The 19,349-nt window shown below is 61.9% G+C and carries 18 protein-coding genes; 5 read left to right on the forward strand and 13 right to left on the reverse strand.

All coding sequences use genetic code 11. From position 1 onward, the window contains the following. Window positions 1-96: 96 nt before the first annotated feature. Window positions 97-642 carry an AvrD family protein gene (locus tag F0A16_RS20880; RefSeq protein WP_149437895.1) on the reverse strand — a complete coding sequence of 182 codons (546 nt, stop codon included), beginning with the start codon at window positions 640-642 and terminating at the stop codon, window positions 97-99. Window positions 643-664: 22 nt separating this feature from the next. Continuing rightward, on the reverse strand, window positions 665-1,342 hold the full coding sequence (locus F0A16_RS20885; RefSeq protein WP_187776103.1) for a thioesterase II family protein: 678 nt from the start codon (window positions 1,340-1,342) through the stop codon (window positions 665-667). 1,265 nt (window positions 1,343-2,607) lie between these two features. Between F0A16_RS20885 and F0A16_RS22150 the strand changes: the two genes are divergently transcribed. The 3 genes from F0A16_RS22150 to arfB all read left to right on the forward strand — a co-directional run bounded on the left by F0A16_RS22150 (window position 2,608) and on the right by arfB (window position 3,855). Beyond that, window positions 2,608-2,736: a hypothetical protein gene (locus F0A16_RS22150; protein ID WP_275401768.1), complete on the forward strand. Its 129-nt coding sequence runs from the start codon at window positions 2,608-2,610 to the stop codon at window positions 2,734-2,736. Between the two features lie 213 nt (window positions 2,737-2,949). Further along, on the forward strand, window positions 2,950-3,396 hold the full coding sequence (locus tag F0A16_RS20895) for a nucleotide triphosphate diphosphatase NUDT15 (protein ID WP_149437899.1): 447 nt from the start codon (window positions 2,950-2,952) through the stop codon (window positions 3,394-3,396). A gap of 42 nt (window positions 3,397-3,438) precedes the next feature. Continuing rightward, window positions 3,439-3,855, forward strand: a complete 417-nt coding sequence (gene arfB, locus F0A16_RS20900) for an alternative ribosome rescue aminoacyl-tRNA hydrolase ArfB (protein ID WP_149437901.1) — start codon at window positions 3,439-3,441, stop codon at window positions 3,853-3,855. 14 nt (window positions 3,856-3,869) lie between these two features. Here the strand turns inward: arfB and F0A16_RS20905 are convergent, their stop codons facing one another. The 6 genes from F0A16_RS20905 to F0A16_RS20930 all read right to left on the reverse strand — a co-directional run bounded on the left by F0A16_RS20905 (window position 3,870) and on the right by F0A16_RS20930 (window position 11,939). Then, entirely contained in the window at window positions 3,870-5,054 is a 1,185-nt protein-coding gene (locus F0A16_RS20905) for a M20 aminoacylase family protein (protein ID WP_149437903.1), read from the reverse strand. Between the two features lie 28 nt (window positions 5,055-5,082). Further along, a complete protein-coding gene (locus F0A16_RS20910) occupies window positions 5,083-6,603 on the reverse strand; it encodes a M81 family metallopeptidase (RefSeq protein WP_223119849.1) in 1,521 nt (506 codons plus the stop codon). A 65-nt stretch (window positions 6,604-6,668) separates the two neighbouring features. Continuing rightward, window positions 6,669-8,393 (reverse strand): ABC transporter ATP-binding protein, encoded by a 1,725-nt coding sequence (locus F0A16_RS20915; protein ID WP_149437906.1) that lies wholly within the window; start codon window positions 8,391-8,393, stop codon window positions 6,669-6,671. Next, window positions 8,390-9,292 carry an ABC transporter permease gene (locus tag F0A16_RS20920; protein ID WP_149437908.1) on the reverse strand — a complete coding sequence of 301 codons (903 nt, stop codon included), beginning with the start codon at window positions 9,290-9,292 and terminating at the stop codon, window positions 8,390-8,392. Before F0A16_RS20920 ends, F0A16_RS20915 begins: the two co-directional genes overlap by 4 nt. After that, window positions 9,289-10,236, reverse strand: a complete 948-nt coding sequence (locus F0A16_RS20925; RefSeq protein WP_149437910.1) for an ABC transporter permease — start codon at window positions 10,234-10,236, stop codon at window positions 9,289-9,291. Before F0A16_RS20925 ends, F0A16_RS20920 begins: the two co-directional genes overlap by 4 nt. Window positions 10,237-10,301: 65 nt before the next feature. Next, the gene (locus tag F0A16_RS20930) at window positions 10,302-11,939 is read right to left on the reverse strand and encodes an ABC transporter substrate-binding protein (protein WP_223119850.1); all 1,638 of its coding nucleotides are present in this window, start codon (window positions 11,937-11,939) and stop codon (window positions 10,302-10,304) included. A gap of 217 nt (window positions 11,940-12,156) precedes the next feature. On the opposite strand from F0A16_RS20930, the gene F0A16_RS20935 reads away from it, so the two are divergent. After that, window positions 12,157-13,104, forward strand: coding sequence for a LysR family transcriptional regulator (locus tag F0A16_RS20935; RefSeq protein WP_187776104.1), 948 nt, complete (start codon window positions 12,157-12,159; stop codon window positions 13,102-13,104). A 15-nt stretch (window positions 13,105-13,119) separates the two neighbouring features. On the opposite strand, the gene epmA is transcribed toward F0A16_RS20935, so the two are convergent. The 3 genes from epmA to efp all read right to left on the reverse strand — a co-directional run bounded on the left by epmA (window position 13,120) and on the right by efp (window position 15,926). Beyond that, on the reverse strand, window positions 13,120-14,109 hold the full coding sequence (gene epmA / locus F0A16_RS20940; protein ID WP_149437914.1) for an EF-P lysine aminoacylase EpmA: 990 nt from the start codon (window positions 14,107-14,109) through the stop codon (window positions 13,120-13,122). Beyond that, the gene (locus F0A16_RS20945) at window positions 14,106-14,876 is read right to left on the reverse strand and encodes an SDR family oxidoreductase (protein WP_149437916.1); all 771 of its coding nucleotides are present in this window, start codon (window positions 14,874-14,876) and stop codon (window positions 14,106-14,108) included. The genes epmA and F0A16_RS20945 overlap by 4 nt, the downstream gene beginning before the upstream one ends. A gap of 483 nt (window positions 14,877-15,359) precedes the next feature. Then, complete coding sequence (gene efp, locus F0A16_RS20955; protein ID WP_071231664.1) at window positions 15,360-15,926, reverse strand: elongation factor P; 567 nt, start codon at window positions 15,924-15,926, stop codon at window positions 15,360-15,362. Between the two features lie 89 nt (window positions 15,927-16,015). Between efp and epmB the strand changes: the two genes are divergently transcribed. Next, complete coding sequence (gene epmB, locus F0A16_RS20960) at window positions 16,016-17,062, forward strand: EF-P beta-lysylation protein EpmB (protein WP_149437918.1); 1,047 nt, start codon at window positions 16,016-16,018, stop codon at window positions 17,060-17,062. Between the two features lie 39 nt (window positions 17,063-17,101). Here the strand turns inward: epmB and F0A16_RS20965 are convergent, their stop codons facing one another. Together F0A16_RS20965 and F0A16_RS20970 are read right to left on the reverse strand one after the other, a co-directional pair. Continuing rightward, window positions 17,102-18,499, reverse strand: coding sequence for an ATP-binding protein (locus tag F0A16_RS20965; RefSeq protein ID WP_149437921.1), 1,398 nt, complete (start codon window positions 18,497-18,499; stop codon window positions 17,102-17,104). Beyond that, entirely contained in the window at window positions 18,496-19,158 is a 663-nt protein-coding gene (locus F0A16_RS20970) for a response regulator (RefSeq protein ID WP_149437923.1), read from the reverse strand. Before F0A16_RS20970 ends, F0A16_RS20965 begins: the two co-directional genes overlap by 4 nt. Window positions 19,159-19,349 lie beyond the last annotated feature (191 nt).

Here is a 19,349-nt window from a genome sequence, read left to right on the forward strand (position 1 = left end):
TGAACGCCCTCGTCAAACGCTGGGTTGGCGGCCACCCCTTGAGGTTTTTACGGAAGTCCTGCAGCGCTCTGTTGCTGGGCAGGGCAATCGTGTCCACTAGCGTTGCGCTTGGAACTTGAGACCGCCTTTATTCTTGAGCCTGATATTTTCAATAGATTGCCTTGAGTGTTTGAACCCTTCCACGCTGAAATTGGATGACAATTGTAGGTCGCTCCTGTCTTTATTAATCACCTCCAGAGCAACACTCATGTTTCCGACTTTTCCTGAAAGCATTACTGTATGCTCACTTTCAGACATGACTTCGAAGGTAACACGAACGCTATTGAGGTTTTCTAGCGGTTCTCTGGAAGCCCGTATCTTTATCTGAGTAATCTCAAAACTTTCTTTATTCCTTGATGCTAATATCTTATCGCAGGACCTTGTTGACATAAGTATAACGTCGATGCTGCTTAGATGTGGAGGAAGTTTATTTTCTTTTTTGACAGACCAGTCTTCTGGATAAACCAGCTTCAGCTTCGCCGAATAATCGTAATTTCGAACAACCTCATCCGACAATTCATAGCTTACTTTTTTATAACCTGAACTAAAAAAACGAAATTCAGATGACCCCAGATATGCGTCAGCATCTGCGAATACTTTCATGCCTGATGCTCCTTTATGCGAATTACGAAATAAAGCGGGCCACTTCTTTTGAGTTATCCCTAAAGTAAAAGTGACCACCTTTTAATGTCGTTAACTTAAACTCGTTGAGCGTGTAATCTTCCCACTTTAGCATTTCCTTTTCAGATGCCAGTGAGTCATCCGTCGCAACCAGCGCATGAATCGCGCATCTGACTTTGGGGTAGCTACCTCTTCTGTAGTTACTTAACAGCCGGAGATCGTTCGCTAGTTTGGATTTCGCTTCTTTGAGTCGCGCTGGATTTCTCGCAATAACCTGAGGTATGCCCCCTAAATCTACAACCTTCCTAAACCCATTGTCCGAGTCTGCACTGAAAATCCTTAAACTAACAATAAGCTCCGGGGGCTTACAGGCCGATACAACTAACTTCCTGATGTTGAGCTGGTTGCTGAGCATCAATGCCAGCTCATAACCAATTATGGCTCCCATGCTATGACCAAAAAATGTAATAGGCTCATCAATGTTACTAAGTTGTGACTTCAACTCTTCCAGCGTGCGGTTAAAGTGTGAAGTGGTTTTTTCCGGATCGCTCTTGCTGTCTCTGCCTGAGTACGTCAGTGAAAACATTCTGACACTATGTGGCAAATGTTTATTAAGTATCTCGAATGATGTTTTCCCACCACCGGCATACGGAAAGCAAACAATCACATTTTCGCTACTCATCATCACTCCATGTAAATCACCAGAGGATTGGCAGTCTCATTTACCCAATGCAACGTTACTAAAGGGTGCTCATGCCAGCGACCGATTTCTTGAGCACCTTGGCGTAAACCTCCAGCGCCTTTTGTCAGTCCAGTGTCTTGCACGACCGCAATAAGAGTGCTGATCCTCGCACCAAATTTATTCTTAGTCTGACTCGTGTCTCACTGAGACTTCAGTTTTACCTAAGCTCTATATATCTAGGTAAGTCTGGTCCACGCTACCGCCGGGGAGAAGTCACCAACTCTCCCATAGCCACTCATTTCTTCGTCTGATTCACAGTAGGGCTCAATCTCACTATAAAATACGATTCGTACCGTTTCAAATCAAATGAGAAAGATTTTCTCCCTTGAGCTAGATTTTGTACGAGAAGTCAGCTCGTAGGCGCCGGCTTATGGGAGCCAGGCATACCGTAGCGGCAACGCTTGCGCGGTCGCCCCGCCTTTCCTGGCAGATGGATGGTCTCTATTGTGGCCATGAAATGACGAGTGTCGGCGTTCTGACCCTGTTACAGCGTGAAGGTCAGTGGCCATCCATGTCGGTCACAGACTAAATGGAATTTGGTGGTCAAGCCGCCCCGGCTGCGCCCCAACGCATGGTCTACCGGGTTCATCCGGCCCCCTTTTGCCGCCTCCCAAGGCGGTCCGTGTGGCACGAACGGCCATGGAGTCGACCATCCAGTATCCAGGTCCATCAGGCCATCCTCGCGAAGCGGGAGCGGGAGCGGGAGCCGCGTCAGCATGGCGTCGAAGGCGCCATCATCACGCCACTGGTGGAATCGTTCATACACCGTGGGTCAGGGGCCGTAACGCTCGGGAAGATCGCGTCACTTGGCGCCCGAGCAAAAGGATCCGGAAAATGCCGTTCAACGCATGGCGGTCATCAAGACGGGCTCGCCTCGTCGTTTTCGACGGCGACACGATATTCTCGATAAGGGCCCGGCCGTGGTCGGATATCTCGTGGCGTCCTGCCATACCTCACCTATGCTGTTGAGGCATAGAAGAATCCTCGCAAAATCTACTTTTCGTATAAACCCTTGAGTTTCTCCGGGCCTGTTGATTAGCTATCAGCAGGCTTTGGCCTTAGGGTGAGCATCCATAAACCCTGAGGCGTTGTAGCCTAAGAGCTAGATTAGCCCCCTGATGCCCTCTATCTCGATAGCTCGAATGGCATCCAAGCTCCTCCCAATCCGGAGTAAGGCTGCACGAACAAGGAAAGGCGACGAGAGCATGGCAGTGATCGCTATCGACGTCAGCAAGCAGAAACTCGACTGCGCTTGGTTACGCGATATGTCGACTGGCAAGGTCAAGACCCGGGTGTTCGCCAATCGTCGACAACTTCCCTCGGATCGAACATGAAGCGACGCGCCTGATCGGCCCGACCCTCGAGGGCGTCGGCTGGTATCCCGGCGTCGACGGCCACCTGCGCCTGCCCGGACAACCGATCTGGGTGGTCGGCGACGCCTGCGGGCTGTTCCGAGGTATCGTGGCCGCCTTTATCAGCGGCCACTATGCGGCCAGTGCAGTGCTGTCGATCTTGTCGGAAGCGTCGCTACGGGAGGAACCGCTCTGATGGCTGCCCCCATTTCCCGCGTGGGTGTCGGTGTCATCGTCACCCGCCCCGGCGGCTACCTGCTGCTCGGCTACCGTATCAAGGCCGGAGAGACACCCACCTGGTGTCTTCCCGGTGGACACGTCGAACCCGGGGAGACCTTCGAGGCCGCGGCACTGCGGGAACTGCACGAAGAGACCGGCATCGTCACTCGGCAGCCGGTCGAGATATTCGCCTTCCTGCAACAACTGGACAGCGACCGCACCGCGATCACCGGCGCGGCACTGATTTCACTCGGCGACGAAATCGCCGAGCCCCGCGTAACCGAGCCGGATGTCTTCGATCGCTGGACGTGGTTTCCGCAAAAGGAGCTCCCCACGCCGCTGTTTCCGGCCAGCGACGCCATGCTCAGCCTGTGGCAGGATAGGCCCTGCCCCGAAGGCTGGCGTATCTATCGCGTCGACTAAGCGAGGCCTTACCCTCATTTTCGAACACTCAGGGAGCAACCGATGCCACTGGAAATCTCCCGCAACGTGTCGATCCCCGACAACGAGATCGAACTCATCGCCGTACGCGCCCAGGGTGCCGGTGGCCAGAACGTCAACAAGGTCTCCTCGGCGATCCACCTGCGCTTCGACATCCGCGCCTCCAGTCTGCATCCCGGGTTCAAGGAGAAGCTGCTGGCCCTGAGTGACAAACGCATCACTCGCGACGGCATCGTCGTGATCAAGTCACAGGAGCACCGCACCCAGGAGCTCAATCGCGAGGCAGCATTGTCGCGACTCAGGCAACTGATCAAGCCGGTGCTCTACGGCGACAAACCGCGCCGCCCCACCAAACCCACCCGCAGCGCCAAGCGCAAGCGCGTCGATCAGAAGACGAAGCACGGCCAGAAGAAACGCCTCCGCGGCCGTATCGACGACTGAGCCGGTGACGAGATCTACCCCCGGTCGGAAACGCCGGCCAGCTCATTGAGGCGACGCTCGGCGATTCTCGCCAGCAGGCTGGCGCCGATCGGCAGAATCCCGTCATCGAGCACGAAGGCCGGGTTATGAACAGGAATATCACCGGCATGGCCGACCCAGCAGTAGGAGCCCGGCACGACCTTGAGCATGTCGGCGAAATCCTCGCTGCCCATCGCCGGTCGGCCGAGATCGGCCACGTTGGCATCACCGACGATATCCCTGGCCGCGGCCGCCAGTGCCTCGGTCTGCTCGGGGTGATTCTCCAACACCGAGAAGATATTGCGGATATCGACCTCGATCTCGACGCCGTAGGCGTTGGCCAGCCCGGCGGCGAGTTCGCGGATGCGCCGATGGATCATCGTCGCGACACCCTCGTCGAAGGTGCGAATGGTGCCGGAGAGCGTCGCCGACTGGGGGATCACGTTATAGGCGGAACCCGAATGCAGTTGGGTGATCGACACCACCGCCGCGTCCAGAGGATTGGTATTGCGGCTGACGATGCTCTGCATCGCCTGGGAGAGCTGGGTCGCCACCACGATGGGATCGCGGGCGTGGTTGGGCTGCGCGCCGTGGCTGCCACGGCCGCGAATGACGATATCGAAGAACTCGGCGCCGGCCATCGCCTTGCCGGTCATCACGCGGACCTGGCCATGATCGAGATGCGGCGCGTTATGCAACGCATAGACCTCGTCGCAGGGGAAGCGCTCGAACAGCTTCTCGGCGATCATCGCCCGCGCACCGCCCAGCCCCTCCTCGGCGGGCTGGAAGATCAGCACCACGCGTCCGCCGAAATCCCGCGTCTCGGCGAGATAGCGTGTCGCACCCAGCAGCATCGTGGTATGGCCATCGTGGCCGCAGCCGTGGAAACGGCCGGGGAAGGTCGAGGCGAACGGCAGCTCGGTCTCCTCGTCCATCGGCAGCGCATCCATGTCGGCGCGCAGTCCCACTGTCCGGCCGGGCCCTCGCCGGCCGTCGACGATACCGATGACCCCGGTGCCGCCCAGCCCGGTGTGCACCTCGATATCGAGCTTGCGCAGGTAGTCGGCCACGATCCCCGACGTGCGCCGTTCCTCGAAGCCGATCTCGGGATGCGCATGGAGGTCGTGGCGAATACTGATCAGTTCGTCGGTAAAGGCTTCGATACGCGGTAGCGTTGTCATGACGGCTCCTTGCGATGGCAAAAGGGAATCAGACGAGCTGTGGCACGGGAGAGAATGGCCGTCCCAGCGGCGAGGTCCGCAGTCCCGGGCGCAGCCGTCTCCACGGCAGTACGGCTGGATCGACCGCCATCGGACCTGGCGCGGCGCAGACCAGAATCATCTCTGCGATAGGTGCGAAATCGGCCCTAAAGTGCACCGAGCTCTTGTTGACCAAAATGGCCTGTTCGAGCGGTTCGATGCCCACCGAACGGTACATCGTCAGATCAGCCATCTGGGCCTTGCGGCTGACCACAACGATCCGCACCTCGTCGATTCGCAGACACGCTGACGGCCCCATGTCGAGACGACCGCCTCCATAATAGGGGCCCGGGGCCACGAAACGGCCGTCGGAGAGCGCCTCGATCGTGAATGCCGCTTCTAGCGGAGAGTCCCCCGACACCCCGGAGTGCCCGCCCAGCGCCAGCCGGACGACGGCGCCGACACCCGCTTCGTGCGCTGCTCTCGCCGCCGCCGGATCGAACACGTTGCCGATCGCCGCTCGCCGGGCCCGACAGACGACGAGCGCCTTGAGCATGCCCATGGTGTCGGAATTGCCGCCGGCGCCAGGATTGTCTTGAGTATCGGCGATCACCACCGGCCGTGCGGCGCTCTCCGCCAGCCGCATCGCCTCGCGCACCCCCTCCTCCGGTTCGAACACCCGCCCCGAGAATGCCGACTCCTGCGCGGCGATGAGCGCCGTCAACTCATCGGCGGCTGCATCGGCGCTGGCCTGATCTCTCCCATAGACGATGACGCTGGGGGCGCAGTCGGCGAAGTCCGCCGCCGGGAATCCGGTCAGGAAAGAGACCGAAGGAAGCGATTCGCTCTTCATCGCCGCGACCTGGGCATAGAGCGAACGGCAAGGCTCCTCCGCCGTGCACTGCCAGGCGATCGGTATCAGGAAATCGAGCTGGCGAAACGCCTTGGCCGGGCGCTTGTCGCTTGCCAGCAGCATCGCCATGGCGGCGGCACAGCGGGCACCGGTCTCCGCCATATCGACGTGGGGATAGGTTCGATAAGCGATCAGCATATCGGCCTGCTCGACCATCGCTGGTGTCACGTTGCCATGCAGGTCCAGCGAGACGACGATCGGCACGGCGTCACCAACCAGTGCCCGCACCCGCCGAATCAACTCGCCCTCGCCATCGTCGAGATGCTCGGCGACCATGGCCCCGTGGAGGTCGAGATAGACACCGTCGAGCGGCATGGCTTCCCGCATGCTCGCCAGCAAACGCCGGGCAATGCGCTCAAAGGCATCCTCGGTGACATGTGCCGACGGACTCGCCGCCGTCCAGAGCGTCGGGATCAGCGTCCACGCCCGGGCCTCGACGGCGTCGATGAAACCGCACAGGCCGATGTTGCTATCCGCTACCGCGGAGAAGATCGCCTCGCCCTCGGTGAGCGGCGGCGCACCACCACCACGCGCGAAATCCTCGTAGGTTGCCGGGCTGGGCGCGAAGGTGTTGGTTTCGTGCAGAAAACCGCCGACGGCGATACGGAGCAGTGACATGAAGAATTCCTTGAATCCACTTGATCATGAAAAAAGAGGCAATTAGGCCGAGTAGCACCGGCCATTCATGGATAGACGGTGGTGGTCGAATTTGATGTCGGAGTCTCCTCGAAAACGCGATCGAGAGGCCGGAATTCCGAGAAGTCCCAGTGCCGCCCGGGAGCCGCCAGCATCAGCGAGCGGGTATAAGGGTGCTCGGGCGCACCCAGCACGCGGCTCGCCGGGCCATACTCCACCACCACGCCCTTCTGCATCACCATCACCTCGTCGCAGATCTGGGCGGCGACACTCAGATCATGGGTGATGAACAGCACCGCGACGCCGAGCCGGCGCTGAATGTCGTCGAGCAGCCCGAGCACCTGGGCCTGCACCGAGACGTCCAGCGCCGAGACGGCCTCGTCGGCGACCAGCACGTCGGGTTCCATCGCCAGCGCCCGGGCAATGGCGATGCGCTGGCGCTGGCCACCAGAGAACTGATGGGGATAGCGGCCAAGCGCGTCCTTCGGCAACCCCACCAGCTCCAGCAGTTCGGCGGCACGTGCCAGTGCCTCCTCGTGTGACGTGCCGTAGTTGACCGGCCCCTCGATCAGGCTGGTGCCGATGGTCAAGCGCGGATTCAGCGATCGAAACGGATCCTGGAAGACCATCTGGATCCGTTTGCGATGGGGTTTCAGCGCCGCCCTGCCGAGACTGGCGATATCCTTGCCCATGACCCGCACGCCACCACCGGTCGGCTCGATCATGCGCATCACGCAGCGGGCCACGGTCGACTTGCCGGAGCCGCTCTCGCCGACGATGCCCAACGTTCGCCCGCGAGTCAGCGCGAAGTTGATATCGCTCGCCGCCAGCGTCTGCGCGGAAGCCTTGCCGGCGAGCCGGGCCCAGCGCGAGGCCTGGCCATAGCGCTTCTCGAGTTCGATCGCTTCCAGCACGATCTCTCGATCCGTCACCTCGCGCGATGCCCTGGGCCGAAGGCTCGGCACCGCGGTAAGCAATTGGCGGGTGTAATCCGTCGTCGGCCGACGCAGCAGTGCGTCGATCGGCTGTGTTTCCACCACTTCGCCGTGACGCATGACACAGACGCGGTCGGCGATGTCCGCGACGACGCCCATGTCGTGGGTGATGAACAGCACCGACGTGCCGTGCCGCTCCTGCAACTGCTTTATCAACTTGAGAATCTGCTTTTGCGTGGTGACGTCCAGCGCCGTGGTTGGCTCGTCGGCGATCAGCAACTTGGGTTCGAGAATCAGCGCCATCGCGATCATGATGCGCTGGCGCTGGCCACCGGAGAGCTGATGCGGCCAGCTGGCGTAAACCCGTTCGATATCCGGCAGTTGGACCTGATCGAGCATCTCGAGCACGCGATCGCATCGCTGCTTGGCGGAGAGCCCCCTCTGGTGCATGACCAGGACCTCCTCGATCTGCTCACCGACTCGCATCAAGGGATTCAGGGCGGTCATCGGCTCCTGGAAGATCATCGCCATGCGGCTGGCCCGCAGATCCCTGAGCCGCGTCGGGGAAACATCAAGCAGCGAATCGCCCTCCAGCTCGATGCGCCCGCCGGTCGCTTTCAGGCTCCCCTTGGGCAGCAAGCCCATCACCGCCAGCGAGGTCACCGACTTGCCGGAGCCGGACTCCCCCACCAGGCAGAGCGTCTCGCCCGGCGCGATCGCGAAATCGATGCCCTTGAGAATGGGCTTGGCCGGCGACGACTGCGTCGCGACTTGCAGCCCACGGATATCGAGCACCGGTGCCGGTGCGGGCCCGAACTGAATGACGTCATCGCTCATTGCGTGGCTCCTCGCTTCTGAAGCCGGGGATCGAGACGGTCACGCGCGGCGTCGCCGAGCAGGTTGATCGACAGGATGCAGATCGACAGCATGATCCCCGGCCAGAAGATCAGCGACGGCTTGATCAGGAAGTAGGTCCGCCCCTCCGCCATGATGTTGCCCCAGGTCGGCGTCTCGGTACCGATCCCGGCGCCCAGGAAGGAGAGAATCGCTTCGGTCAGGATCGCCGAGGCGCAGATGTAGGTACTCATCACGATCAGCGGTGCCAGCGTGTTGGGCATGAGGTGCCGCCACATCACCGTAAACAGGTTGCTGCCTAGCGACACCGCCGCCTCGACGTAGGGCTCTTCCCGCGCGGAGAGCACCACCGAGCGCACCAGACGCACGACTCTCGGAATTTCCGGAATGGTGATCGCCGCCATCACCGTCCACAGATTGGCGCTGATCAGTGAGACGATGGCGATCGCCAACAGCACGCTCGGAATCGCCATCAGCCCATCCATGACGCGCATGATCAATGTGTCCAGGCCACGAAAGAAGCCAGCGAGAATCCCTAACGGCAGGCCGATGACAACACTGATCAGCGCGCTGCCGATACCCACGATCAGCGAGACCCGAGCGCCATAGAGCACTCGCGACAGCAGATCGCGGCCATAGGCGTCGCTGCCCAGCCAGTATGCCTCGCCGGGTGGCTTGAGACGGTTCGCCGGTGACATCTCGAGCGGGTCGTGGGGCGCCAGCCACGGCGCGAGAATGGCGACGATCACGATCAGCGCGAGACAGACAGCGGCGACGATCACCGCCCAGCCGGGTCGCTGGCGCGGCCACCATCGCAACCGACGTCGTGATGGAATGGTGGCGGTCACGCCGGGGGATGCATGAGGGGATGTCAGGCTCATTGGTAACGAATCCTCGGGTCGAGCAGCGCATAGGAGAGGTCGATGGCCAGATTGATCAGCACATAGACGCCGCTAGTGACCAGAATCAGCCCCTGAATCACCGGATAGTCGCGCGCGAGGATGGCATCGACGGTCAGCCGGCCGAGCCCGGGGATGTTGAACACGCTTTCGGTCACCACCACCCCGGTGATCATCAGCGCGAAACCGGTTCCGATCACCTCCAGAATCGGCACGCCGGCATTGCGCAGCGCGTGCTTGAACAGCACCCGCTTCTCACTGGCGCCCTTGGCGTGGGCAGTACGCACGAAGTCCTCTCCCAGCACGTCGAGCATGCTGGCACGGGTCATCCGGGCGATCAGCGCGATGTAGATCGTCGACAGCATCAGTGACGGCAGAATGGCGTGCCTTATGAAGGGCCCGAAGCCATCCTCGGAGACACGCTTGAAGCCCTGCACCGGCAGCCAGCCGAGATCGATGGCGAAGATCTTGATCAGGATGTAACCGATCACGAACACTGGCACCGAAAAGCCCAGCACGGAGACCGACATCACCACGTTGTCGATCAGGCTGCCGTGCTTCCAGGCCGCGATGACACCCATCGGTACGGCCACGACCACCGACAGCACGATGCTGAGCAGTGCCAGGCTCACGGTCGGCTCAAGGCGCTGCGCCATCAGTTGCGTCACCGGCAGGTTCGACATCAAGGAGGTGCCGAAATCGCCGCGCAACAGCTCACCGCCCCAGTTGAAGAATTGCAGGTAGATCGGCTGGTTCAGCCCCAGGGTTTCGCGGATGCGATCCAGCTGTTCCGGCGTGGCCATGTCGCCAGCAATAATCGCGGCGGGGTCGCCCGGCGAGAGCCGCAGCAGCAGAAAGACGAACAGCGCCACCACCACCATGACCGGCACCGCCGCCAGCGTTCGACGCAGACAGTAGCTGAACATGAGCGTACTCCGTTGCAGTTCGCGGCAGGGCCGGAACGCGATAGCGATCGCGCTCCGGAGCCCTTTTATTCAGACTTGGTGATATTCCAGAACAACGGTACCGGCGAGTGCAGAACGCCGGACAAGTCATTATTCCAGGCGGCGGGGATCGAATATTCGCCCAACGGGATATAGGTCACCTGCTCGAAGGCGTGCCGCTGGATGTGCTCGGCAATGGCCTTGCGATCGGCATCGTTGTCGGCCTTGGCGAACTCGTTGCGCATCGATTCGAGTTCGGGGTCGTCCGGCCAGCCGAACCAGCCACCATCCTTGCCACGACCGTTGAGCATCGGGTTGACCAGCGGGTTCCACACCTCAGGGATGTACCAGTTGGTGAAGAACATGTTCCAGCCGCCTTCCGACGGTGGCTGCTGGCTGGCGCGTCGCGTCACCAGCGTCTGCCAGTCCATTGGCTGCAGGTCGACCGTGAAACCGGCCTGACGTAGCAGTTGGGCAGCGATGACCGGCTGCGGGCTGACGGTTGGCGCGTCCGTCGGCTGCATTATCACGACCGGCGTGCCGTCGTAGCCGGCCTCCTCGAGCAGTTGCTTCGCGGCCTCGGGATCCGCCTTGCCGGTCAGCGACGCAGGCGCGCCGGCGTCGGTGGCCAGCGGTGTCTGGCAGCCGTACATCGACGGACAAGTCGAGTAATGCTCGGGATTGCCGACCAGCGAGGCGAGCACATCGGTCTGGTCCATCGCCATTAGCGCGGCACGGCGAATCTGGGGATTGTCGAATGGCGGATAGAGGAAATTGAAGCGCCCAATGGTCTGGCTGCCGAGTTCGTTGATCTTCTCGACGGTAAGATCCGAATTGGCCTGGAGCACCGGGAGCAGATCGACGGAAGGCGATTCGAGGAAATCGATCTCGCCGGAATTGAGGGCATTGAGCGCGGTCTGGGCATCGCTCATGTTGATCCATTCGACACGATCGACGTTGACCACCTTACCGCCGGCGGTCCAACTGGCCGGCTCATCGCGCGGCACGTAATCGGCGAACTTCTCGTAGACCACCCGGTTGCCGGGATCGTACTCGTCGGCAACGAACTTGAACGGCCCCGAGCCGATCTGATCTTCCACCGTCAGCGTCTCGTCGGGCGACTTGCTCGCGATACGCGCCGGCATCACGAACAGCGGCACCGACGAAGGCTTCGCCATCAGCTCGAGCACATAGGCGAACGGTGACGAGAGCGTCAGCGTCATGGTCTGTGAATCGGTGGCCTCGACGCTGGCGACATGGTCCATCAGCATCTGGCCACCGCCATCCCGCGCCGCCCAGCGCTTGAACGAGGCCACCGCGTCGCTGGCGGTCACTTCCCCGCCGTCATGCCACTTCAGGCCATCACGCAGGGTGAAGGTGTAGATCATGCCATCGTCGGAGACCGACCAGTCCGCCATCTGCGGCTGCGGCTGGAACTGGTCGTCCATGCCCAGCAGCGTATCCCAGATCATATAGCCGTGATCGCGGGTGATATGCGCGGTAGTGGTGATGGGATCGAGTACCCGCAGGCCCGAATGCATCACCGCCCGGAGGGTACTGGCCTCCGCAGGCGCGGCTGCCAGGGGCGACAACGATCCGAGTGTGGAAAGCAGTGTCACCATCGCCATCCCGCCCAGCAAGCGGCGACGCGTGGCGGAGAAGCGACGCGGGAACAGTGTCGTCATGCGAAAACCTCATTGTCGATCTTGTGGTTGTCGTCGGCGATACGGTCGGACGTGCTTGTTGTTGTGCCTGCCGCTGGCAGGTCCACCCGACCCATCTCGCTCCTCCGAGAGTAGATCCCACGGGGCGGAAAACAATACTTTCGTCGACAGTCTACTGTTGCCTAAAAAGCAACACTCGAAGCATGCTTGGCGAATCCAACCTCTCGGACTCCTCCCCATGGCTCACGACGACAAATCTCCCACCCACCTCAACAGCCGCTGGCTCTACTACCTTTCGCAGGCGCTCGACGCAGGTTCGATCCGCACGGCGTCGGACCGCCTGGACGTCGAGCCCTCCGTCATCAGCCGCCAGATCCGGCAGCTCGAGCAGGCGCTCGGCCTGACGCTGGTCGAACGTCATGGTCGCGGTGTACGCGCCACCGAGGCCGGCGACATTCTGCTCGACTTCTACCGGGAGCGTGATGTTGCCGAACAGACGCTGTTCGGGCAGCTGTCCGAGCTGGACGGCCTGCAACGCGGCCATATCAGCCTGTTGATCAGCGAGGGGTACAGCGACCGGCTGATGAGCGGCGTGATGAACGATTTCTGCGCGCGTCATCCGCAATTGACGATCGAGATGAACCTGGCGAGCGTCAACGACGTGGTGCGCCAGGTCTACGAGTGCCAGGCCCATATCGGCGTTGCCTATGCGCCCCGGCTGATTCCCGGCATCGAGTCGGTCGCCGCCGTCCGTCAGCCGCTCTGCGCCATCGTTCACCCCGAACATCCGCTCACCCGGCTGCCCCAGCCGCTCGCCCTGGACGCCATCCTCGAATGGCCCCTGGGCCTGGTGGGTCACGGCTACGGTATCCGGCAGTTGATCGATGCCGTGGAAGTCCTGAGCAAGCGCCATTTCCATGCCAGCCTGGTCAGCAACTCCCTGGCGACACTGAAGCAGTACGTCAGCTCCGGCAACGGCGTGACCTTCATCGGCAGCGTGGCGCTATTGCACGAATTGCGGCGCGGCCAACTGGTGGCGCTGGAGGTCGATCATCCGGTGTTCCGGGAGGCCGAGTCCCACGTCATCGTGCGCCGCCAGCGGCCGCTCTCGCCGGCAGCCAAGCAGCTGCTAAGAGAGATCGTGACGCTGTGGCCCTTCGGTGAACGACGACGGGTGGAGTGGTAGCAGCAAGACGGCCGGTCAACACCTCGGCGTCGGGAACGCCATGACCTCGGCAATGGATTCCTTGTCCAGCGCCAGCTGGATCAGGCGATCGACACCCAGCGCCACGCCGCTGCCGGCGGGCATGCCGTGCTGGAGAGCGGCAACCAGTCGCCGATCGACATCGACGGCCGGCTTGCCCAACGCCGTGCGCTGCCGGTTGTCCTCGGCGAAACGCATGGCCTGTTCCGCGGCATCGGTCAACTCGTCATAGCCATTGGCGAGTTCGATCCCCCGGTGGTAGATCTCGAATCGCGCGGCCACTTCGGCGCCATCCTCAGGATCGATTCGCCGTCGCGCCAGCGCCGCCTGCGACGCCGGGTAGTCGACGACGACTTCGATACCATCCCGGCCCAACCGCGGTTCGATGACGAAGCTCATCAGCAGGTCCAGGCAGCCGTTGCGGTCGGCATCGTCCATCGGCAGCCCGCCGCTCTCACCGGCAAGTTGGCGCAGACCCGCCAGCGGAGATTGGAAAGGATCGACATCGAGATGGTCACGGAACAGATCACGGTAGCGGCGCTGGCGCAGCGGGCCGGGGTCGCCAGGCAACACCGCGCGAATCAGCGCCCCGCACTCGTCGATCAGCTCGTCCAGCGAGAACCCCGGGCGATACCACTCGAGCATGGTGAATTCGAGGTTGTGTCGCCGGCCCACCTCGCCATCGCGAAAGCTGTGCGCCAGCTGGAAGATCGGCCCCGCCCCCGCCGCCAGCAGCCGCTTCATGTGAAATTCCGGCGAGGTTTGCAGCCAAAGGCGCTCGCGCCCATCGGGCGTCGTCGCCTCGAGCGAGAGCGAATCGAGATGCGGGTCGGTGCTGCCCGCATGGCCGAGGACCGGCGTCTCCACCTCGAGCACGTCTCGGGCCGTGAAGAAGGCGCGAATCGTCGCCAGCAGCCGCGCCCGCTGGCGCAGCGTCTCGATCGTCGCGGCGGGCTGCCAGTCGTCTGGCCGAGGCGTATTCGTCACGAGTGATAGACCTGGCTGCGGCCACCGTCGATCAGGATATCGGTGGCGTTGATGAACCTTGCTTCGTCGCTGGCCAGGAACAGCACGGTATTGGCGACCTCCTCCGGTTCGCCCAGCCGCTTGCCGGGCAGCAGATCGACCTGCCGTTGGCGCTCCCGCTCGTCGCACTGCGCCAGCCAGGCCTCGGCGGCGGGCGTGCGAATCAACCCCGGCGATACCGAGTTGACCCGGATTCCGCGATCCGCGTACTCGATGCCGAGCGCGCGGGTCAGCCCAATCAGGCCATGCTTGGCAACCGGATAGGGGAAGGCGCCGGGGATGATCTTGTGGCCATGCACCGAGGCGATATTGACGATATGTCCGTACCGCGCCGCCAGCATCCCCGGCAACAGGGCCTGGATCATGCGCCACGCGCCCTCCAGATTGATGGCCAGGCAGCGACGCCATGCCGATTCCGCCAGCGACAGCGGGTCGCCGAACACGTTGACGCCGGCCGAGTTGACCAGGATATCGATACCTCCGGTCGTGGCGAGTGCTTGCTCGACGCCGGAGGCGACGCTGTCGGCATCGGCGACGTCCGCCTCGACCCCGGAACAGAGCCCGCCAAACCGGGCACCGAGCCTCGCGGACTCGCGTCCGAGAGCGTCCCCGTCACGATCCAGCATCACCACCTCGGCGCCTTCGGCGAGAAAGCGCTCCACCGTCGCCAGGCCGATACCGCTGGCGCCGCCGGTGATCAACGCCTTGCGCCCCGCCAATCTGGCCATTTCAATGTCCCTCACTCACTATCGGGCAAACAACCTAAGCTCTGTCTGAAAAATCGACGAGCGATAGCCAGACAAGGCAAAAATCGGCGAAAACGCGGAGTTTACGGGGTGTAAATGAGCATTTTGAGCCGATTTTTAACGCCGTATGGTTAAGCTCAGGCATTTTTCAGACAAAGCGTAGCCAACATGATGCGATCGGCGAATGGCAGTCGATGCGGTCCCGGCCACCCAGACCATCGCCCTAACGACGAAAGCCACGCGCAGGCGTGGCTTTCGAAGAATCAATATCGAGGTTCTTTCGCGAACGCCGTGTTCTCTCCGAGCACGTGCCTGGCAAGGCGGATTCCAACGAGACAGCGGAGTTTGGCGGTTCCCAAATGCGCATGTCGAGGCGGAATCCAATGCCGCGAGGCACGCGCGCAGGAAGAACCTCTTGGGCTTTGTACGAAAACTAGCTGCGCTCGCTGACTTTTCGTATAAACCCTAGGCTCGGGAGACGTACTCGCCGCTGCGCGTGTCGACCTTCAACACTTCGCCCTGGTTGATGAACAGCGGCACGCGCACCACCGCCCCGGAGGAGAGCGTCGCCGGCTTGGAACCGCCCTGGGCGGTGTCGCCCTTGAGGCCGGGATCGGTCTCCACCACCTCGAGCTCGAGAAAATTGGGCGGCGAGACGGCGATGGCGTTATCGTTCCACAGCGTCACGGTGTAGACGGCCTGCTCCTTGAGCCACTTCTCGACGTCGCCGATGGCTTTCTTGTCCACCGCGTACTGCTCGAAGGAGCCGTCGGTCTTCATGAAGTGCCACATGTCGCCATCGGTGTAGACGTACTCCATGTCCAGGTCCATCACGTCGGCACCTTCCAGCGATTCGCCGGACTTGAAGGTACGCTCCCAGACGCGCCCGGTGATCAGGTTGCGAAGCTTGACGCGATTGAAGGCCTGCCCCTTTCCCGGCTTGACGAATTCGTTCTCTAGGATGTTGCACGGGTCGCCATCCAGCATCACCTTAAGGCCGCCCTTGAATTCGTTGGTAGAATAGTTCGCCATGATTCCTCACTAGTAAACGTTCGCGGGCCGTCCGCGACGAGAATTCCGTAACAGCGCTACCAGGGCGCGTTCTAACTCAGGTGGACCGCATGATAACCCGAACCCCGATCGCTGTGCATTGCGAAGAGGTCGTATCCGATGTGGCCGTAGCCGATACGCCGGAGGGCGACTGGCAGCGGCAACTGCGCGAGGTGATCCGCGACCCGGTCACGCTGTGCCGGCGCCTGGCACTGAATCCCGAGTGGATAGCGGGCGCCCGGCGCGGGCACGCGCTGTTTTCCGTGCGCGTGCCGGAAGCCTATCTGTCCCGAATACGACGCGGCGACCCCGGCGACCCCCTGCTGCGCCAGGTACTCCCATTGGATGCCGAGAGCGACGTCGTGGCAGGCTTTATCGACGACCCACTGGAAGAGCGCAATCACACGCCGAAACCGGGGCTGATTCACAAGTACTCCGGCCGGGCGTTGCTGATTGCCAGCCCGACCTGCGCGATCAACTGCCGCTACTGCTTCCGCCGACACTTCCCCTACGCCGACAACGCTCCGTCGATGCGGGAATGGGACAAGACGCTGGATTACCTGCGCAATGACAACTCCATTCAGGAAGCGATTCTCTCGGGCGGCGACCCCCTCGCTTCGCCGGATCGTCGTCTGGCGGCACTGGTCCGGCAACTGGAGGCGATCCCGCATCTCAAGCGGCTGCGCGTTCACACCCGCCTGCCGGTGGTGATCCCCGATCGTGTCGACGACGCGCTGCTCGAATGGCTCGGCGGCACCCGATTGCAGAAGGTGATGGTGCTGCATATCAACCATGCCCAGGAGATCGACGACGCGGTGGTCGCCGCCTGTGAGCGACTGAAGGCGGCCGGCGTCACCCTGCTCAACCAGAGCGTGCTGCTGCGCGGTGTGAACGACGACGTGGAAGCGCTGGCTGCACTATCGGAACGGCTGTTCGAGGCGGGCGTACTGCCCTATTACCTGCACGTACTCGATCCCGTATCGGGCGCCGCCCATTTCGACGTCTCCGACGCCGAGGCGCGCCAGTTGATCGAAGCGCTGCGCCAGCGTCTCGCCGGCTTCCTGATGCCACGCCTGGTGCGCGAGGTTCCCGGGGAGCGGAGCAAGACGCCGTTGTGATTGGGTACCATCTCTCCCGTTCGCCGTCGATCCTGCCGCTCAGGATAACGGCAGGTAGACGTGGACGCTCAGTCCACTGTCGACCGGTAGCGACGAGTCGTCGAGACGGATGTCCCCACCGAGCCTCTCAGCCAGTTCCTGAACGATCGACAGGCCCAGCCCCGACCCACTGGTCCGCTGTCCCGCCAGGCGCACGAATCGCTCGAAAACGCGCTCGCGCTCCGCGATCGGTATCCCCGGGCCACTGTCGGCGATCTCGATATGCAGGCAATCCCCGGTCTGCCACATCCGCAACCTCACCTCGCCGCCTTCGGGCGTGTAACGCAAGGCATTGTCGAGCAGATTGCGCAGCAGCACGTAGAGGCCGTTCTCGTAGCTGCGAATCTGGAGCGTACCGGGAATTTCCTGCGTGAAGCGGATGCCCCGCCGCTCGACCAGGGGCTGCATGTCCCGCTGCAGCTCACGCCCCAATCGGGTTAGATCCACGACCTGCCGATTCATACCCTCGCCGCTCTCGAGGCGGGATAGCGTCAGCAGTTGTTCGACGACGCGCGTCATGCGGTCGACCCCGTTGATGATGGAACGCGCGCCGCGCAAAGACCGCTCCTCGGCGCTATCGCACATCAGGTTCTGGGCATGCACCTTGATCGCCGCCAGGGGGGTACGCAGCTCATGCGCGGCATTGGCCGTGAAGCGGCGCTCCTTCTCCAGCGTCTCGGCCAGTCGCACGAACAATCCGTTGAGCGCTTCGACCATGCCCCGAATTTCGTCGGGTGCCTGGCTGCCGTCGATGGGCTCCAGGTAGCTCGGCCGGCGCGCCGTGATCTGGCGACTGACGCGCAACAGGGGGGAAAAGCCGCGCGCGATGACGAAAGGAATCAGCAGGGCAATCAGCAGAACACCGATCACCGGCGGCATCAAATTGCGCAACGCGATCTGCCAAGTCAACTCGTCGCGCACGTCGTCGCGCTGCGCGGCACTGGCCCAGACGCCATGAACCTCGTCATACAACGTGAATGTCCGCCAGTCGTGTTCCTCTCCTGCAGTCTGCGCATAGCCTGGTACGGGGATCAGCGTGTCCAGCACGCCCGGCGTCTTCATGCCCAACAGGGCGTGACCCTCGTCGTCCCAGATCTGAAACCCCAGTTTCTTCTCGTAGGGATGCCCCAGCGGAGTCGGCGCGTCGGTCGGGCTGTCGGGAACCATGACCGGCTCGATCTGCAGATCTTGAATCATCTGCTCGGGCGCACGCCCCTGTTCGCCGCGATACTCGAAGTAGAGCGCGACCATCGTCCGTGTGGTCTGCGCCAGCTCGGCGTCGAACAACTCGTTGATCTGATCGCGAGTGTCGTGATAGCTCCAGAGCGCTGCGACCGAGGTAATCAGCGTTACCGAAATCAGCAGAACGCGCCTGAGATAACGACGAATCGATATCAACCTGCCGCTCCCAGGCGATAACCGACGTTGCGCACCGTCGCCACCACCTCGGCGCCGAATTTTCGACGCAGATGATGGACGTGCACCTCGATTACGTTACTCTCGACCTCAGCATCCCAGCCGTAGAGCACCTCAACCAGTTGATCCCGGGAGAATACTTGCCCGGGGTGCGTCATCAGATAGGCCAGAAGATCATGCTCGCGGCGCCCCAGCGCCACGGCGACCCGGTCGAAGCGTATCTCGTGGGCGGCCGGGTCGAGCGACAGCCGACCACATGTCACCACGGGTGATGCACGCCCAGCGCTGCGCCGAACCAACGCTCTCAGACGGGCCAGAAGCTCGCCGTTGTCGAAAGGCTTGACGAGATAATCGTCGGCGCCGCTGTCGAGACCGCGAATACGGTCGACTACCTCGTCCCGCGCCGTCAGAACCAACACCGGGATCTGGCTTTGCCCCTCCCGCAACTGCCGGAGGATGTCGAAGCCATCGACGTCGGGCAATCCCAGATCCAGTATCAGTACATCGAACGTGGACCCCTTGAGCGCTTCGCAGACCCCGCGCCCCTCGGTCAGCCACTCGGGCACCATTTGTTCTCGTTGGAGCACGTCGACGACCCCCTCGCCAAGCAACGGATCGTCCTCAACCAGCATTACCCTCATGGCGTTCTCTCTCACGGTCGCCGTCTGTGGCGACACTCGGCTGTCTCAGTTCGGCTCTATCAATACAACGGCACCACGGCGTTGGTTCCCTCCACCTGACTTTCCACCGTCATGGGCCTGTTGGAAAATAAGCCATCCATCCGATAGCTGTGTGGCAATTCACTAAGCCGATTTTAAGAATAGGCTGTCAT

Source organism: Salinicola corii, assembly GCF_008298015.1.
Classification (GTDB): Bacteria; Pseudomonadota; Gammaproteobacteria; order Pseudomonadales; family Halomonadaceae; genus Salinicola; species Salinicola corii.

What these genes read in the sequence shown, in the direction of transcription:
- F0A16_RS20880 (WP_149437895.1), bottom strand. Translation starts at nt 642, where the DNA reads ATGAAAGTATTCGCAGATGCTGACGCATATCTGGGGTCATCTGAATTT.
- F0A16_RS20885 (WP_187776103.1), bottom strand. Translation starts at nt 1,342, where the DNA reads ATGAGTAGCGAAAATGTGATTGTTTGCTTTCCGTATGCCGGTGGTGGG.
- F0A16_RS22150 (WP_275401768.1), top strand. Translation starts at nt 2,608, where the DNA reads ATGGCAGTGATCGCTATCGACGTCAGCAAGCAGAAACTCGACTGCGCT.
- F0A16_RS20895 (WP_149437899.1), top strand. Translation starts at nt 2,950, where the DNA reads ATGGCTGCCCCCATTTCCCGCGTGGGTGTCGGTGTCATCGTCACCCGC.
- arfB (WP_149437901.1), top strand. Translation starts at nt 3,439, where the DNA reads ATGCCACTGGAAATCTCCCGCAACGTGTCGATCCCCGACAACGAGATC.
- F0A16_RS20905 (WP_149437903.1), bottom strand. Translation starts at nt 5,054, where the DNA reads ATGACAACGCTACCGCGTATCGAAGCCTTTACCGACGAACTGATCAGT.
- F0A16_RS20910 (WP_223119849.1), bottom strand. Translation starts at nt 6,603, where the DNA reads ATGTCACTGCTCCGTATCGCCGTCGGCGGTTTTCTGCACGAAACCAAC.
- F0A16_RS20915 (WP_149437906.1), bottom strand. Translation starts at nt 8,393, where the DNA reads ATGAGCGATGACGTCATTCAGTTCGGGCCCGCACCGGCACCGGTGCTC.
- F0A16_RS20920 (WP_149437908.1), bottom strand. Translation starts at nt 9,292, where the DNA reads ATGAGCCTGACATCCCCTCATGCATCCCCCGGCGTGACCGCCACCATT.
- F0A16_RS20925 (WP_149437910.1), bottom strand. Translation starts at nt 10,236, where the DNA reads ATGTTCAGCTACTGTCTGCGTCGAACGCTGGCGGCGGTGCCGGTCATG.
- F0A16_RS20930 (WP_223119850.1), bottom strand. Translation starts at nt 11,939, where the DNA reads ATGACGACACTGTTCCCGCGTCGCTTCTCCGCCACGCGTCGCCGCTTG.
- F0A16_RS20935 (WP_187776104.1), top strand. Translation starts at nt 12,157, where the DNA reads ATGGCTCACGACGACAAATCTCCCACCCACCTCAACAGCCGCTGGCTC.
- F0A16_RS20945 (WP_149437916.1), bottom strand. Translation starts at nt 14,876, where the DNA reads ATGGCCAGATTGGCGGGGCGCAAGGCGTTGATCACCGGCGGCGCCAGC.
- efp (WP_071231664.1), bottom strand. Translation starts at nt 15,926, where the DNA reads ATGGCGAACTATTCTACCAACGAATTCAAGGGCGGCCTTAAGGTGATG.
- epmB (WP_149437918.1), top strand. Translation starts at nt 16,016, where the DNA reads ATGATAACCCGAACCCCGATCGCTGTGCATTGCGAAGAGGTCGTATCC.
- F0A16_RS20970 (WP_149437923.1), bottom strand. Translation starts at nt 19,158, where the DNA reads ATGAGGGTAATGCTGGTTGAGGACGATCCGTTGCTTGGCGAGGGGGTC.